The following is a 16020-nucleotide window of genomic DNA, read 5'->3' as shown; positions in this document are numbered from 1 at the left end:
GATTGACCGAAAGTGGAGTTGCCCAATGTCCGACCAAAGCCGCCAGATGACCCCCGAAGAAGCTGCCGAATTCACCGAACAGGTATTCAACAAGGCGCGCGAGGGCGATGCGGTGATGCTGGATCGCCTGATCACGGCGGGCCTACCGGTGAACCTGACCAACAGCAAGGGCGACACCCTGCTGATGCTCGCCAGTTACTACGGTCACGTGGACGCGGTGCAAGTGCTGCTCAAGCACAAGGCCGACCCGGAACAACGCAACGGCAACGGCCAGAGCCCGATTGCCGGCGCGGCGTTCAAGGGGGATCTGGCGGTGGTCAAGGCATTGGTTGCCGGTGGGGCGCAGATCGAAGGCGCTTCCTTTGACGGACGCACGGCGCTGATGATGGCGGCGATGTTCAACCGCGTTGAAATCGTCGACTACTTGATCGACCAGGGCGCCGACCCGAAAGCCAAGGATGCCAACGGCATCACCGCGCTGGACGCTGCCCGCACCATGGGCGCTGTGGACACCACCGCGCAGCTGGAAAAACTGCTGGGCTGAAGCCGCTGGCCGGAACCCGCTCTGTGGCGAAGGCGAGAATGCGCTATCCTTCGCGCCCTCAAAATTCCCTTCGCCACAGGATCCGCCCCCATGAAAGCCGCACTCGCCGAACTCATCAGCAAAATCAGCTCCGGCTGCATGGGCGAAGACGAGATCCTGAAGGTCGCTGACGAAGCGGCACAGGCCTACGCCGATGCCGACGCCTTTCTGACCGCCAACCCGGACATCAACTACGACGACACTTTCCCGATTCCGCTGGGCGAGTGGGTCGTGGTCGGCAGTCTGCCGGAGACCGTGCTGTTCCAGGCCGACACCTACGTTGACCTGTTCGCGCAGATCATTGCCTCGTTCGGGCCAGGCGTCGAGTTCAACCTCAAGCCCAAGCAACTGGCCAAGACCGAAGCGCTGACCGCGCTCAACCGCATCCAGGTGCAGATGAGCAGCCTGAACAAGGAAAACGGCGGTTACACGCTGATGAACTTCAGCCAGTTGCTCGACGACGAGCTGCAAGTGGTGCTGGTCTACGGCAACGACGTGCCACGGGTAATGGAACTGTGCGCCGAAGTCGGCATTGCTGCCGCGCCGTGGCTGGAGGCCCTGAAGGTCGCCGTTCACGTCTGAACGCAATAAAAGGGAACCCTGTGCGCGGCCGTCTATCCTAAAAGTGCATGCCACTATTCTGGAGCGACACTATGGGTTCCACGTTCAACGGCCTGGTCGGCCTGATCATTCTTGCGCTCGACATCTGGGCGATCATCAATGTGCTGAAAAGCGGCGCCGAGACCGGGATGAAAATCCTTTGGGTGCTGCTGATCATCCTTCTGCCGGTACTGGGCCTGATCATTTGGGCGATTGCCGGGCCGCGGGGCAACGTGCGGATCTAGTTTCACAACTGAACAGGTTCTTTCCTGTGGGAGCGAGCTTGCTCGCGAAGGCGATTTTTCATTCAGCAAATGTGTTGAGTCGGATGGCCTCTTCGCGAGCAAGCTCGCTCCCACATTTGCCTTTCTGCGGCTTCAAAATGTCGTCTGTCAGCGGAAGGTTCGACCTGTCATCTTCGGCAACGTAGAATGCGCGCCTTTCCCGGGCGATCGAACCTGACGATTGGCGCCCGCGCATTCATCGGAGCACTTCACCATGACCGTCACCAAGACCAGCGAATACCTGGAAACCCTTTACGAAGGCTACGGCCAGCGTTTTCGCATGGAAAAACTGCTGCACGAAGTGCGCACCGAACATCAGCACCTGGTGATCTTCCAGAACCCGCGCATGGGCCGGGTGATGGCGCTGGACGGCGTGATCCAGACCACCGAAGCCGATGAATTCATCTATCACGAAATGCTCACCCACGTGCCGATCCTTGCTCACGGCACCGCCAAACGCGTGCTGATCATCGGCGGCGGCGACGGCGGCATGCTGCGCGAAGTGACCAAACACGCGAGCGTCGAGCACATCACCATGGTCGAGATCGACGGCACCGTGGTCGACATGTGCAAGGAGTTCCTGCCGAACCACTCCAGGGGCGCCTACGACGATCCGCGCCTGAATCTGGTGATCGACGACGGCATGCGCTTCGTCGCCACCACCACCGAAAAATTCGACGTGATCATTTCCGACTCGACCGACCCGATCGGCCCGGGCGAAGTGCTGTTCTCGGAAAACTTCTACCAGGCCTGCCACCGCTGCCTGAACGAGGGCGGCATCCTCGTGACCCAGAACGGCACGCCGTTCATGCAGATCGAAGAAGTGAAAACCACCGCCGGCCGCCTGCGCAGCCTGTTCCCGGACTGGCACTTCTATCAGGCGGCCGTGCCGACCTACATCGGCGGTTCGATGACGTTTGCCTGGGGTTCGACCAACCCGGCCTACCGCAAGCTGAGCCGCGAAATCCTGCAACAGCGCTTCATCGGCAGCGGCATCGTCACCCGCTACTACAACCCGGAAATTCACATCGGCGCCTTCGCCTTGCCGCAATACGTGCTGCAAGCGGTGAACAAGCCAAGCAACGACTGATCCTTCGCGGGTAAGAAAAAGCCGAGGCCTGTGTGCGAAAACACACCGGCCTCGGCTTTTTTTTAATGTTCAAGGCTGCAATCCCCGGGAACGATCAATCCTGACAAAAGTCGAGATAGATGTAAGCCCACTTGCGGGTTTGATCGAGGAGGCTCCGATGTCAAAGTGGAAAGTCACTTTCGTGGACGATCATGGTGAAACGATCGACGAAGTCTTCGAGTGCGAGGAATGCCCCAGTCATGAACGGGCAGCCCGCCTCATCAAGGAACGATTGCTGCCGGTCGCCGCCGAGCTTGACCTGAACGACCTGGAAGGGCGCACCGCCGATGCCGGCGTAAAAAGCCTGAAAACCCAGCACAGCATCGAAATCCGCAGCATCACCCCAATCTGAATCTTCTTTTACATTACTTGCCAGGCCTTGGCAGCGGCTCTCTCTTGGGGCTACTCTGCAAGCGAGATCAGCGAACGGATCGCTAAGGTCTGGTCTTGTCAGCTACATGCTTGTTTCCCGGCGGCAACGCGGTTGCCGTAATGCCTGGGCTGTTCGGCCAGGTGCAGGGAATACGGAAAGTCTATCCATCTATGCGAGGGGGACGTTTCATGAGCACAGCCTATCAAGAAGACATCAGCAGCAGCGTGCTGCGCCGCATGAAAGAAGGCGGTTTCGATTTTTCCCGATTCCATCCCATCGAGTTCTACGCCATTTTCCCGGACGAGGAGCGGGCGCGCAGGGCGGCAGGCAAGTTTCGCGGTGAATCCATCAATGCCCAGGTCAGTGCGCGCGACGACGGCGCCTGGTCGCTGGAATTGAGCAAAGTGATGTACGCAACCTACGACGATATTGGCGATTTCGAGCAGGGCTTTTCGGCGGTGGTCGAGCCTTTGGGCGGCATCATCGAAGGCTGGGGCGTGAAACAGGAGATCCGCAGCCGGCACCGTTTGAACTGATTACTCTCGCAACATGTCGAACTGCGGCTGACCTTCGGGTCGGCCGTTGTCGTTTCTGCACCTTGAACATTTCACGGCAAAACCCTGAAACAAGAAACCGGCGCAAAAAAAAGCCACCTGAAGAGGTGGCTGAAAGGGAAGACCGGAAGGAGAGGAAACCGGTCAGGGTTACGGCCGGGAGGGCTGCCGAGGCAAGCCGGATCAGTGGGGGCTGCGGGCTTCGTCAGGGACGTTTTTGCAGCGGATGCGCGGATTATCCTCAGCCGCCGGCGGGCAGTGAAATCAACTCTGACTATGCTGGTGATAGGCGACGGGACTGCGTCGCAATGAAGCGGGGGCGATCAGGTTGGGGCATTTGCCGCACAGGAATGGTGCGGTGCGTGCGACGTGAATATCCAACCGATTGATATCAAAGCGTTTATGCCGATGGCACGGGCCTTGCGATGGCCTGTATGTCCGGAGTGACAAGGAGTACGGCATGATCCGCACCTATTTTGATGAAATGTACGATGCCGGCGGCCAGATCCGCCCGCATTACCGGGAGTTTGCCCGCTGGCTGGCCGAGACGCCTGACGAATTGCTGGCCCAGCGGCGACGCGAGGCCGATCTGCTGTTCCATCGTGCCGGGATCACGTTCACGCTCTACGGGGACGAGCAAGGGACAGAACGCCTGATTCCCTTCGACACCATTCCGCGCAGCATCCCCGCCAGCGAGTGGCGGATTGTCGAGCGCGGCTGCATCCAGCGGGTCAAGGCGCTGAACATGTTCCTCGCCGACCTTTACCACGAGCAGCGCATCATCAAGGCCGGGATCATTCCAGCCGAGCAGGTGCTGGCCAACGAGCAATACCAGTTGGCGATGCAGGGGCTGGATCTGCACCGCGATATCTATTCGCACATTTCCGGCGTCGATCTGGTGCGTGACGGCGACGGTACGTATTACGTGCTCGAGGACAACCTGCGCACGCCGAGCGGCGTGAGCTACATGCTCGAAGACCGCAAGATGATGATGCGCCTGTTCCCCGAGCTGTTCGCCGCCCAGCGCATCGCCCCGATCGACCATTATCCGAACCTGTTGCTCGACACCCTGAAAAGTTCAAGCCCGATCGACGACCCGAGCGTCGTGGTGCTGACACCAGGTCGTTTCAACAGCGCGTTTTTCGAGCACGCGTTCCTCGCTCGGGAAATGGGCGTGGAACTGGTGGAGGGCGCGGACCTGTTCGTGCGCGACGACAAGGTTTTCATGCGCACCACCGACGGCCCGAAAGCGGTGGACGTGATCTACCGCCGGCTCGACGACGCGTTTCTGGATCCGCTGGCCTTCCGCCCGGATTCGATGCTCGGCGTGCCGGGGCTGCTGTCGTCCTATCGCTCGGGCAACGTGGTGCTGGCCAACGCGATCGGCACCGGCGTGGCGGACGACAAATCGGTGTATCCGTTTGTCACCGAGATGATCCGTTTCTACCTCGACGAAGAACCGATCCTGAAGAACGTGCCGACCTGGCAATGCCGTAATCCGTCCGAGCTTTCCCACGTGCTGGCCAATCTTCCCGATCTGGTGGTCAAGGAGACTCAGGGCTCCGGCGGTTACGGCATGCTCGTGGGGCCCGCAGCGACGACAGCGGAAATCGATGCATTCCGCGAGCGGATCAAGGCCAAGCCTCACGCCTACATCGCGCAACCGACGCTGTCGCTGTCAACCTGTCCGACCTTTGTCGAAAACGGCATTGCGCCGCGCCATATCGACCTGCGCCCGTTCGTATTGTCCGGCCGCGAAACCCGGGTCGTGCCCGGCGGTTTGACCCGTGTCGCCCTGCGTGAAGGCTCTCTGGTGGTGAATTCATCCCAGGGTGGCGGAACCAAGGACACCTGGGTGGTCGAGGATTGAAGGAAGCCTGCCATGTTAAGTAGAACTGCCTCGGATCTGTACTGGATGTCGCGTTACCTGGAGCGGGCGGAAAACCTCGCCCGCATGCTCGATGTCAGCTATTCGCTGTCGCTGATGCCGCAGGACGGCCGTGGCGACGGTCTGCACGAACTGGCGATGCCGCTGCTGATCACCGGCACGCTGGACGATTACCTGGAACGCCACGGCGAGTTGCATGCCGAACGATTGCTGCACTTTTTCGCCCTCGACGCGGCCAACCCCGCGAGCATCTACAGCTGTCTCGGTGCGGCGCGAGCCAGCGCCCACGCGGTGCGCGGTCGGATCACCGCCGACATGTGGGAGAACATCAACGCCACCTGGCTGGAGATCCGCGGGATTGCCAATCAGGGCCTCAGCCGCTATGGCATGAGCCGCTTCTGCGAGTGGATCAAGGAACGTTCGCATCTGTTCCGGGGGGCGTCCTACGGCACCATCATGCGTAACGATGCGTTTCGTTTCATTCGCCTGGGCACGTTCATCGAGCGCGCGGACAACACGCTGCGACTACTCGATGCTCGCTATGAAATGGCGGGTGATCAAGCCGAAGCGGTCAGCGATGGCACCGCTCACGCCTATTACCAGTGGAGTGCGCTGTTGCGAGCGCTGTCATCGTTCGAGGCCTACACCGAGATCTATCGCGATGCGCCGGGCGCCCGGCATGTGGCCGAGTTGCTGCTGTTGCGTGCCGATGTGCCGCGTTCGCTGCGGGCCTGCACCGAAGAAATCGACCAGATTCTGGCGCAGTTGCCGGGGGCAAACGGTCGTCCCGCGCAACGGCTTGCAGCGGAAATGGACGCACGCCTGCGCTACACCGGCATTCAAGAAATTCTCGAGGAAGGGCTGCACGCCTGGCTCACCGAGTTCATCCCGCTGGTTCGCCAGTTGGGCAACGCCATTCACAGTTCCTACCTGGAGGCCGCATGAGACTTTCCATCAGCCACGAGACCACCTATCACTACGAAGATCAGGTGCGCGCGAGCATCCAGTACCTGCGCCTGACACCCCACGACAGCGAGCGTCAGCATGTGCTGAGCTGGCAGCTCGACCTGCCGCGCCCGGTGCGGGCCCAGCTCGATCCGTTCGGCAACATCCTGCATGTGCTGACCATGGACGAGCCCCACGAAGCGATCATCATCGGTGCCCGTGGGCAGGTTGATATCGACGAATTGCGCGAAGCGGAGCATGAGAGCCAGTCGGCGCTGCCGTTCCTGCGTTTCACCCGGCTGACCGAGGCTGACGAGGCGCTGCGGGCGTTCGCCGAGAAGTCCTGCAAACAACGACGGGACCGCAACGCATTGATTGACCTGATGCATGGGCTGAACCAGCACATGACCTACACGCCGGGTTCCACCGAGGTCGACACCAGCGCCGCCGAGGCCTTCGCCGGACGTGCGGGTGTTTGCCAGGACCACGCCCACGCATTTCTGGCCTGTGCGCGCAGCCTCGGTGTGCCGTCGCGCTATGTGTCGGGTTATCTGTACAGCGAGGATTGCGAACACCTGGCCAGTCACGCCTGGGCCGAAGCCTGGATCGATGACGCCTGGTACAGCTTTGACGTGACCAATGAACTGGCGCGGCCGGAACGACACTTGAAATTGGCGGTGGGCCTGGATTACCTCGACGCCTGCCCGGTGCGGGGCATGCGTCGGGGCGGCGGGTCAGAGCAGATGCACGCGAAAGTGCTGGTGTCGCCGACACCTGCGCCGGTTATCTCGGTGCAACAGCAGTAAACGATGTTGTCGGTTTACTTGGCGGGCGCAACCTTGCGCCCGGCCATGTGCTGTAAGTACCCCACCAGTTTCTGCAGATCCGCGTCCGGTAACACCTCGGCGGAAAACCCCGGCATCTTCGCCTGTGGCCACTGGCGCAGACTCTGCGGATCGCGGATGTAGCGCTTGAGGAAGTCCGCGCCGAAGTATTCGGTCGGGTTGTATGGAATATTCAGGTCCGGCCCGAATTGCGCATCGCCCGCACCATTGAGGCGATGGCAGGCCAGGCAATTCTTCTGGAATAGCGCGAAACCTTGATTCACCGGATCATCGGCCTTCAGCGCAGGATCCGGCAGCAGGGCAGGGAAGCGCTCGGCCACTGGCGCCATGCGCTTGATGCTCGCGACTTCAAATGGCCATTGTTCCGGACTGATATTGCCGGCCTGCGGATCGGTCCACACCAGATAGAACGGCCCGGCGCTGTGCTTGCCCTCCGACAGCGGCGGCCAGGGCTGTGCCGGATCTTCGATGGCCAGCCAGGCGCGCGAACCCTTGTTGTTCAGTAGCGGCGCGGCGGACAGCTCAGCGGCAAAACCGTCCAGCGCTACGGCTTGCAGGTGATCGTCCGGTTTGATGCCGGGCAGCAGCGCGGCCATCGGCACGGCGCGATAAGTCATGTCCTTCTTGTAGGACACATCATTCTTGATCGTGAGGGTTTGTACCTGAGGATGCTTGAGCAATTCCTCGGTCTGCCAGATGCGGCTGTTCTCGCCCAGCTCCAAATTCAGCTGTGCGGCAGACAGGGGCAAGCTCAGCAGCATGGCCCCGAACATAATGAGCGTTTTCAAGTGATCGCCGTCCATGTCGTGGAAGTGCGCAGAGATTGGCACAGCCACGCTGGCCCGGATAGCGGGCCAGTCACATTTTCAGTGGCGATGAACTATACCTGCCGCTTGAATCAGCCGATGACCTTGGTCAGATTCGGCAGAATCAACAACAGCGTCGTGGCGAAAAGAATGAGCCCTGCTTGACGAACTTTCGGTTGTTTGAACATGGCTTGACCGCCTTTTTTGTTATTTCCTGATGCTTGCCTGCATGTCCATGATGGCAAGCGCTGCACTTCCTGTAGCGAACGCCTGTCTCGGCAAAACCCGACGACAATGACGTACATCTTCACCTTAGGGCCCGCGTCACGCTTCGCTTAGATCCATTTCGTATGTATTTCATACTGATCGCGATTAAAAAGGCATGAGGCCCATTGCCAGCTTCTTTGTCGCCCTTTTGCTAGACAGCTCGCGCACCTGAACCGGTTAACCAAGGCACGGATGACCGTCCGTCTGAGCGTGCGCGTCAACGTCATTGAGCGCTGTGGTCATTGAATCCATGACCTGCGAAGACAACAGTGACAGCACGAATTTCACTCACCGCACAGGTTCGAGGACGTCATGACCCAAGCTTTGATTTTCGACGCGTTACGTACGCCCCGTGGCAAGGGCAAGGCCGACGGTTCGCTGCACAGCGTCAAACCGGTGAACCTGGTGGCCGGGCTCTTGAGCGCTTTGCAGGTTCGTACCGAACTGGACACCAGCCAGGTCGATGACGTCGTGCTCGGTTGTGTCACGCCGATTGGCGATCAGGGCTCGGACATCGCCAAGACTGCCGTGCAGGTGGCCGATTGGGACGTCAGCGTCGCGGGCGTGCAGATCAACCGCTTCTGCGCGTCAGGGCTGGAGGCGGTAAACCTGGGGGCGATGAAAGTGCGCTCCGGGTTCGAAGACCTGGTGGTGGTCGGCGGTGTGGAATCCATGTCCCGCGTGCCGATGGGTAGCGACGGCGGCGCTTGGGCGCTGGATCCGCAAACCAATTTGCACAGCCATTTCACACCGCAAGGCGTCGGCGCGGATCTGATCGCCACGCTTGAAGGTTTCAGCCGTCAGGACGTCGATGCCTACGCGCTGCACTCGCAGCACAAAGCCGCTCGCGCCCGGGCCGACGGTTCGTTCAATAAGTCATTGGTGCCGGTGCAGGACCAGAACGGCATCATCCTGCTCGATCACGATGAGTTCATTCGTGCAGAGTCGACCCTTGAAGGTCTGGGCAAGCTCAAGCCGAGCTTCGAGATGATCGGCCAGATGGGTTTCGACGCCACGGCATTGCGGGTCTACAGCCATGTCGAGCGCATCAACCATGTGCACACGCCGGGCAACAGCTCGGGGATCGTCGACGGCGCGGCACTGATGTTGATCGGCTCCGAGGCCAAGGGGCGGGCGCTGGGCCTGCAACCCCGGGCGCGGATCGTCGCCACGGCGATCACCAGCACTGACCCGACCATCATGCTCACCGGCCCGGCGCCGGCCACTCGCAAGGCGCTGGCCAAGGCCGGGCTGCGGGTGGAAGACATCGACCTGTTCGAGGTCAACGAGGCGTTTGCCTCGGTGGTGCTGAAGTTCATCAAGGACATGGCTGTCGACCCGGACAAGGTCAACGTCAATGGCGGCTCGATCGCCATGGGCCACCCGTTGGGGGCCACCGGTTGCGCGATCCTCGGCACCTTGCTCGATGAACTGGAAGCCCGACGCCTGCGCTACGGCCTCGCGACGCTGTGCGTCGGCGGCGGCATGGGTATCGCCACCATCATCGAACGCCTCTGACCCCAAGGAATCCTGTCATGACCCAAGCCATTCGTTACGAAAAAGGCCAGGACGGCATCGTCCTCCTGACCATCGACATGCCGGGCCAGAGCGCCAACACCATGAACGCGGTGTACCGCGAGGCCATGGCCGAAAGCGTCGCCCGATTGCAGGCGGAAAAAGATGACATCGCCGGGGTGATCATCACGTCGGCCAAGAAAACCTTCTTCGCCGGTGGCGACCTGAATGAACTGATCAAGGTTGGCAAGCCCGAAGCCAAGGCTTTCTACGACATGGTGCTGACCCTCAAGGGGCAGTTGCGCACCCTGGAAACCCTCGGCAAACCGGTGGTCGCGGCGATCAACGGCGCGGCGCTCGGCGGCGGCTGGGAAATCTGCCTGGCCTGCCACCACCGCGTGGCCATGGACGATGCGTCGATACAGCTCGGTTTGCCGGAAGTGACCCTCGGGCTGTTGCCGGGCGGCGGTGGCGTGGTGCGCATGGTGCGCATGCTCGGTATTGAAAAGGCTCTGCCATATCTGCTCGAAGGCAAGAAGGTTCGTCCGCAACAGGCATTGCAGGCGGGTTTGATCGATGAGCTGGCGGCGGATCGCGATGAGTTGCTGGCCAAGGCCCGGGCCTGGATTCTGGCCAATCCTGCGGCCGTGCAGCGTTGGGACGTAAAGGGCTATCAGATTCCCGGCGGTACGCCGTCGAACCCGAAAGTCGCGCAGATGCTGGCGATTGCGCCGTCGATCCTGCGCACCAAAACCCAGGGCACGTTGCCGGCGCCGGAGAAGATTCTGTGCGCGGCGGTGGAAGGCGCGCAGGTGGATTTCGACACGGCGCACCTGATCGAAACCCGTTATTTCACTGAACTGACCACTGGCCAGATCTCGAAAAACCTGATCGGCACCTTCTGGTTCCAGCTCAATGAAATCAATGCCGGCGGTTCTCGGCCGCAGGGTTTTGCGCCTTATGTGACGAAGCGTGTGGGCGTCCTCGGCGCGGGCATGATGGGCGCGGGAATCGCCTATGTCAGCGCGTCGGCCGGGATCGACGTCGTGCTCAAGGACGTCAACCTCGCGGCTGCGGAAAAGGGCAAGGCGCATTCGGCGGCGTTGCTGGACAAGAAAGTTGCTCGCGGGCAGATGAATGCGCAACAGCGTGAAGCGGTTCTGGCGCGTATCCAGACCACTGAAAGCGATACCGATCTGGCAGGCTGCGATCTGATCATCGAGGCGGTGTTCGAGGATCGTCAACTCAAGGCCAAGGTCTCGGCAGCGGCGCAGCAAGTGGTCGGCGCCGACGCGGTGATTGCTTCCAACACCTCTACCTTGCCAATCACTGGTTTGGCGACCGCAGTACCGGATCAAGGCAAGTTCATCGGCCTGCACTTCTTCAGCCCGGTGGAAAAAATGCCGTTGGTGGAAATCATCAAAGGCGCGCAAACCAGCGACGAAACCCTCGCACGCGGGTTCGATTTCGTACTGCAAATCAAGAAAACCCCGATTGTGGTCAACGACAGTCGCGGCTTCTTCACTTCGCGAGTATTCGGCACCTTCATCAATGAAGGCATTGCGATGCTGGGTGAGGGCGTCAGTGCGCCGATGATCGAGACCGAAGCGCGCAAGGCCGGCATGCCTGTCGGGCCGCTGGCGATCTCTGACGAAGTTTCCCTCAGCCTGATGAGCCATATCCGTCAACAAACGGCCAAAGACCTTCAAGCAGAAGGGAAACCGCTGATTGAGCACCCGGCGTTTGCCGTGATTGACTTGCTGCTCAACGAATACAAGCGGCCGGGCAAGGCCGCGGGAGGCGGTTTTTATGAGTACCCGTCGGGTGGGCAGAAGCATCTGTGGCCCGAACTGAAAACCCGCTTCGAGAAAGCCGACGGGCAGATTTCGCCGAAGGACGTGCGTGATCGACTGCTGTTCGTGCAGGCGATTGAAACCGTACGTTGCGTGGAGGAGGGCGTGCTGACGTCGACGGCGGATGCGAACGTCGGCTCGATTTTCGGTATCGGCTTCGCGGCATGGACGGGCGGTGCGCTGCAGTTCATCAACCAATATGGGGTGAAGGACTTTGTCGCGCGGGCGCAGTACCTGGCGGAACAGTACGGTGAGCGTTTCGCACCGCCAGCGCTGCTGCTGGAGAAGGCTGCGAAAGGCGAGTTGTTCTAACGGGCTGGGAACGCATTTCGGGGCTTGCCTTGCCGGGTGGTTTCGAGGCAGGCTCTGGGGTGTGCATTATTCCCATCACGTGTCAGGTATTTTTTATGTCGCTACGCATCTGCATTCTGGAAACCGACATCCTGCGTCCGGAACTGGTCGATCAATATCAGGGTTACGGGCAGATGTTCCAGCGCCTGTTCTCGCAGCAACCGATCGCCGCCGAGTTCACGGTCTACAACGTGATGCAGGGCGATTATCCGAGTGATGACCTGACCTTCGATGCTTACCTGGTGACCGGCAGCAAGGCCGACTCGTTTGGTACCGATCCGTGGATCCAGACACTCAAGCAATACCTCCTGACCCGTTATGAGCGCGGCGACAAACTGCTGGGCGTGTGCTTCGGCCATCAGTTGCTGGCACTGCTGCTGGGCGGCAAGAGCGAGCGTGCTACGCAAGGTTGGGGCGTCGGCATTCACAATTACAAACTGGCGGCCAAGGCACCGTGGATGAGCCCGGTGCGCGAAGAGCTGACGCTTTTGATCAGCCACCAGGATCAGGTGACGGTGCTGCCGGAGAACGCAACGGTGATTGCTTCCAGCGATTTCTGCCCGTACGCGGCGTACCACATCAACGATCAGGTGCTGTGCTTCCAGGGACATCCGGAATTCATTCACGACTATTCGCGAGCGCTGCTGGATCTGCGTCAGGAAGCGCTGGGCGAGCAGGTCTACAGCAAGGGCGTGGCCAGTCTGGAACATCAGCACCACGGCACCACCGTGGCGGAATGGATGATGCGCTTCGTGGCGCACAAACCGACCGCTGCTTGAGCCCTGACGCCCTCGTGCCTTGCAACGGGGGCGTTTTTTCTTATAGCCAGCCGGATTTCTTGAAGCTTGCCCACAGGCTCACGCAGCCGACCGTGATAAATCCCAGCACGCCGAAATAGCCGTAATGCCAGCTCAGCTCCGGCATGTTCTGGAAGTTCATCCCGTAAATCCCGGCCACCGCCGTCGGGAACGCCAGAATCGCCGCCCACGCAGCGAATTTACGCTGCACGACGCTCTGGCGTGAGGCTTCCAGCAGCACGCCGATTTCGATGGTCTGGCTGGCGATGTCGGCCAGGGTGGTCAGATCTTCCATCTGCCGGTTCACGTGGATCTGTACGTCGCGAAAGTACGGGCGCATGTTCTTGTCGATGAAGGGGAAGCTCAGCTTCTGCAGTTCCTCGCCGATTTCCACCATCGGCGCGGCGTATCGACGCAAACGCAGGACATCGCGACGCAGGCCGTGAAGCTTCTGGATGTCGTGCTCATTCAGTGCGCTGCACAACACGTTGCGCTCCAGTTCATCTATCTCGGCGTGGATCGCTTCACCCACCGGCTGATAGTTTTCGATGACGAAATCCAGCAGCGCATACAGTACGAAATCTTCCCCGTGTTCCAGCAACAGTGGCCGCGCCTCACAGCGTTGGCGGACATGGGCGTAGGACGCCGAGTGACCGTTGCGGGCGGTGATGATGTAGCCCTTGCCGGCGAAGATGTGGGTTTCGATGAACTGCAGAATTCCGTGTTCGCGCACCGGCGAGTAGGTGACGATGAATAGCGCGTCGCCAAAGGTTTCCAGCTTCGGCCGGCTGTGCTTTTCCAGGGCGTCTTCAATGGCCAGTTCGTGCAGGTTGAACTGGCGTTGCAGGTTGGACAGTTCCTGAGCGTTCGGCTCTTCGAGGCCGATCCAGACGAAGTGGCCGGTCTTGGCGGCCCAGGCCGCGCCTTCGTCGAGGGAAATATTGGTGACTTTCTTACCGGCGCTGTAAACCGCAGCAGCAACAACTCGACCCATGGTGGTGATTCACTTCTTCTTGACAGATGGCAGGGGAGACATGACTTCAGCTTAGCCATGTCGCTGCTTGAGAGTCAGTGAAATCTGCACAGTTCACCGGGCAAAAGAAAACCCGCACGGGGCGGGCTTCTTTTTTATGCGGCTTGCAGTTGCCGATCCATTGCATCGATGCACTCGCGCATCTGCTCGCGGCACTGGCTGATGAGCATGGGCATGTCGTCCATGGTCAGTCCGGCGGTAGGAATGGCCGGCAGCGAGCGTATGAGAATTTTCCCGCTGTGCCAGCGGTTCAGGCGCATGTGCTTGATGTAGCTGCTGACACACACCGGAACGATCGGCACTCCGGCGGCGATGGCCATCTGGAATGCGCCTTTCTTGAACGGCAGCATTTCCTCACCCAGGTTGCGAGTGCCTTCCGGGAAGACCCAGATCGAGGTGTCCTTGTGCTGCAAGGTGTCAGTGGTGGTCAGCATCGACCGGCGCGCCTTGTGCGCGTTCCCGCGATCGATCAACACATTGCCCGCCAGCCAGAACAGCTGCCCGAACAGCGGCACCCACTTCAGGCTTTTTTTGCCGATGCACACCGTACGACGCGGCACCACGTTACCGAACACGAACAGGTCGTAGTTGGACTGGTGGTTGGCAATGATCACGCAGCTGTCGGGTTTGTTCATCAATGGGCCCACATCGGCCTTCACCCGCAGACGCAAAATGCACATGGCCGGCAATGCATAGAGGCGGGCACACAGGCGACTGTTGTCCGGATTGAATGGCCGGCACAGCCCGAGTATCACTCCGAGTATTCCCGCAAGAATAAAGTGCAGGCTCATCAATAACATACGAAACACAAACAGCATTTTCAGGCCCATCGGGACAAAAGGTGGCGCAGTGTACGGATGTGCACTGTTTTCGGCAATTGCCGCTAAAGAGTCCGGAGATGGGCGATGTTTAAGCGCATGTTTCCGACTTGTTGGTCAGAGGCGTCCTAGAGCTGCTGCCGAGTTTTCAACAGAGCGTGCAAGAAAAAGCCCGACACGACGGTCGGGCTTTTCTGAATCGGGGCGAGCCGGGTATCAGCCCAGATGCTCCTGATCCTGGATGATCGCGTTGTCCAGAGTTTCCAGCAGCGCCTTGCGCACCTTCAACTTGGTGTTCTTGTGCGCAGTCATGTTGATCTTCTTCAGCTGACGCGCGGCGGCGAGGGCGGCACCTTGCAGTTCCTCGGCAGAAACTACTTTGTCGAGGAAACCGGCATCCACTGCACTTTGCGGATCAAACATCTCGCCGTTGATCACCGAACGGTGGAAAGCCGAGCGACGCAGGCGATCACGGGCCAGCTCGATGCCGGCGTGGTGCATGGTCATGCCGATCTGCACTTCATTCAGACCAATGCTGAACGGGCCGTCGACACCGATCCGATAGTCGGCGGACAACAGAATGAACGCACCTTTGGCCACGGCATGTCCCGGGCACGCAACGATCACCGGGAACGGGTGCGACAGCAGGCGGCGGGCCAGGGTCGAGCCGGCGGTTACCAGCGACACCGCTTCCTTAGGGCCGGCAGTCATCACTTTCAGGTCATAGCCGCCAGAGAGAATGCCCGGCTGACCGGTGATGATCACGACGGCACGATCCGCCACTGCCTGATCCAGCGCCGCGTTGAAGGCTGCGATCACGTCCGGGGAAATGGCGTTGACCTTGCCGTTGCTCAGGGTCAGGGTCGCGATACCGTCTTCGAGGTGGTAGGCAATCAGGTCGCTCATGGCGCAATTCCTTATAAGAAAGATGGGCAGACGTTACCCACCGTCGCCGGTCAGGTAAAGCACTGTGACTGACCCGCCAGTCACCGTTTGCCGACTGACACGACGCGTGGCTGACGCATTCGCGCCCATATAGAAGGGCTGCGCTCACCGGAGATTGGCCGGATCGTCATGGTTCCATGAGGGGGGGTAACGACTTTTTCTCTTAACCGCATGAAAATTCTGAAAAAAAGTTTGCCATCAGAAAAGCTTTCGACTACATTAGCGCGCCTCGACAGACAGAACATGTTTGAAGAGATACGGTGAAGTGTCCGAGTGGCTTAAGGAGCACGCCTGGAAAGTGTGTATACAGGAAACTGTATCGAGAGTTCGAATCTCTCCTTCACCGCCAAATTCGATGTAAACAAAACCCCTGGTTTCTATGGAAACCAGGGGTTTTGTGCATTCTGGCGCCAGTATTTTTTGGTCACAGAGAC

At 60.0% G+C, this 16020-nt stretch carries 16 protein-coding genes and 1 tRNA gene; 13 read left to right on the top strand and 4 right to left on the bottom strand.

Annotation, left to right across the window (positions count from 1 at the left end; translation table 11 throughout):
* The first annotated feature begins 25 nt into the window (after positions 1–25).
* The 9 genes from MKZ87_RS03890 to MKZ87_RS03850 all read left to right on the top strand — a co-directional run bounded on the left by MKZ87_RS03890 (position 26) and on the right by MKZ87_RS03850 (position 7162).
* Positions 26–544, top strand: a complete 519-nt coding sequence (locus tag MKZ87_RS03890; protein WP_085705301.1) for an ankyrin repeat domain-containing protein — start codon at positions 26–28, stop codon at positions 542–544.
* 90 nt (positions 545–634) lie between these two features.
* Positions 635–1165: a hypothetical protein gene (locus MKZ87_RS03885; RefSeq protein ID WP_266200298.1), complete on the top strand. Its 531-nt coding sequence runs from the start codon at positions 635–637 to the stop codon at positions 1163–1165.
* A gap of 71 nt (positions 1166–1236) precedes the next feature.
* Positions 1237–1428, top strand: coding sequence for a PLDc N-terminal domain-containing protein (locus MKZ87_RS03880; protein WP_007959984.1), 192 nt, complete (start codon positions 1237–1239; stop codon positions 1426–1428).
* A 253-nt stretch (positions 1429–1681) separates the two neighbouring features.
* Positions 1682–2557 (top strand): polyamine aminopropyltransferase, encoded by an 876-nt coding sequence (gene speE / locus MKZ87_RS03875; RefSeq protein ID WP_085701189.1) that lies wholly within the window; start codon positions 1682–1684, stop codon positions 2555–2557.
* Between the two features lie 157 nt (positions 2558–2714).
* Entirely contained in the window at positions 2715–2948 is a 234-nt protein-coding gene (locus MKZ87_RS03870; RefSeq protein ID WP_085690506.1) for a hypothetical protein, read from the top strand.
* A gap of 209 nt (positions 2949–3157) precedes the next feature.
* Positions 3158–3505, top strand: a complete 348-nt coding sequence (locus MKZ87_RS03865; protein ID WP_085701190.1) for a ribonuclease E inhibitor RraB — start codon at positions 3158–3160, stop codon at positions 3503–3505.
* A gap of 478 nt (positions 3506–3983) precedes the next feature.
* Positions 3984–5393 (top strand): circularly permuted type 2 ATP-grasp protein, encoded by a 1410-nt coding sequence (locus tag MKZ87_RS03860; protein WP_039769936.1) that lies wholly within the window; start codon positions 3984–3986, stop codon positions 5391–5393.
* Positions 5394–5405: 12 nt separating this feature from the next.
* Complete coding sequence (locus MKZ87_RS03855; protein WP_007959974.1) at positions 5406–6356, top strand: alpha-E domain-containing protein; 951 nt, start codon at positions 5406–5408, stop codon at positions 6354–6356.
* A complete protein-coding gene (locus MKZ87_RS03850) occupies positions 6353–7162 on the top strand; it encodes a transglutaminase family protein (RefSeq protein ID WP_085705298.1) in 810 nt (269 codons plus the stop codon). The genes MKZ87_RS03855 and MKZ87_RS03850 overlap by 4 nt, the downstream gene beginning before the upstream one ends.
* A gap of 14 nt (positions 7163–7176) precedes the next feature.
* On the opposite strand, the gene MKZ87_RS03845 is transcribed toward MKZ87_RS03850, so the two are convergent.
* Entirely contained in the window at positions 7177–8004 is an 828-nt protein-coding gene (locus tag MKZ87_RS03845) for a c-type cytochrome (protein ID WP_085705296.1), read from the bottom strand.
* A gap of 582 nt (positions 8005–8586) precedes the next feature.
* Here MKZ87_RS03845 and MKZ87_RS03840 point away from each other — a divergent pair.
* The 3 genes from MKZ87_RS03840 (at position 8587) to MKZ87_RS03830 (ending at position 12772) form a co-directional block, all read left to right on the top strand.
* A complete protein-coding gene (locus MKZ87_RS03840) occupies positions 8587–9792 on the top strand; it encodes an acetyl-CoA C-acetyltransferase (RefSeq protein WP_085705294.1) in 1206 nt (401 codons plus the stop codon).
* A gap of 17 nt (positions 9793–9809) precedes the next feature.
* The gene (locus MKZ87_RS03835) at positions 9810–11954 is read left to right on the top strand and encodes a 3-hydroxyacyl-CoA dehydrogenase NAD-binding domain-containing protein (protein ID WP_085705292.1); all 2145 of its coding nucleotides are present in this window, start codon (positions 9810–9812) and stop codon (positions 11952–11954) included.
* 95 nt (positions 11955–12049) lie between these two features.
* Positions 12050–12772, top strand: coding sequence for an amidotransferase (locus MKZ87_RS03830; protein WP_085705290.1), 723 nt, complete (start codon positions 12050–12052; stop codon positions 12770–12772).
* A gap of 40 nt (positions 12773–12812) precedes the next feature.
* Here the strand turns inward: MKZ87_RS03830 and MKZ87_RS03825 are convergent, their stop codons facing one another.
* The 3 genes from MKZ87_RS03825 to MKZ87_RS03815 form a co-directional block, all read right to left on the bottom strand.
* Complete coding sequence (locus tag MKZ87_RS03825; protein ID WP_011333223.1) at positions 12813–13784, bottom strand: magnesium and cobalt transport protein CorA; 972 nt, start codon at positions 13782–13784, stop codon at positions 12813–12815.
* A 134-nt stretch (positions 13785–13918) separates the two neighbouring features.
* Complete coding sequence (locus tag MKZ87_RS03820; RefSeq protein ID WP_085705347.1) at positions 13919–14641, bottom strand: 1-acylglycerol-3-phosphate O-acyltransferase; 723 nt, start codon at positions 14639–14641, stop codon at positions 13919–13921.
* Positions 14642–14857: 216 nt separating this feature from the next.
* On the bottom strand, positions 14858–15547 hold the full coding sequence (locus tag MKZ87_RS03815) for a crotonase/enoyl-CoA hydratase family protein (RefSeq protein WP_085701196.1): 690 nt from the start codon (positions 15545–15547) through the stop codon (positions 14858–14860).
* A gap of 298 nt (positions 15548–15845) precedes the next feature.
* On the opposite strand from MKZ87_RS03815, the gene MKZ87_RS03810 reads away from it, so the two are divergent.
* Positions 15846–15935 (top strand) — tRNA-Ser (locus MKZ87_RS03810).
* The last annotated feature ends 85 nt before the right edge of the window (positions 15936–16020 follow it).

This window comes from Pseudomonas sp. MCal1, from assembly GCF_026341415.1.
Lineage (GTDB): Bacteria > Pseudomonadota > Gammaproteobacteria > Pseudomonadales > Pseudomonadaceae > Aquipseudomonas.
The sequence above is the reverse complement of the archived record's forward strand: the minus strand, read 5'-3'. Positions and strand labels throughout refer to the sequence as shown.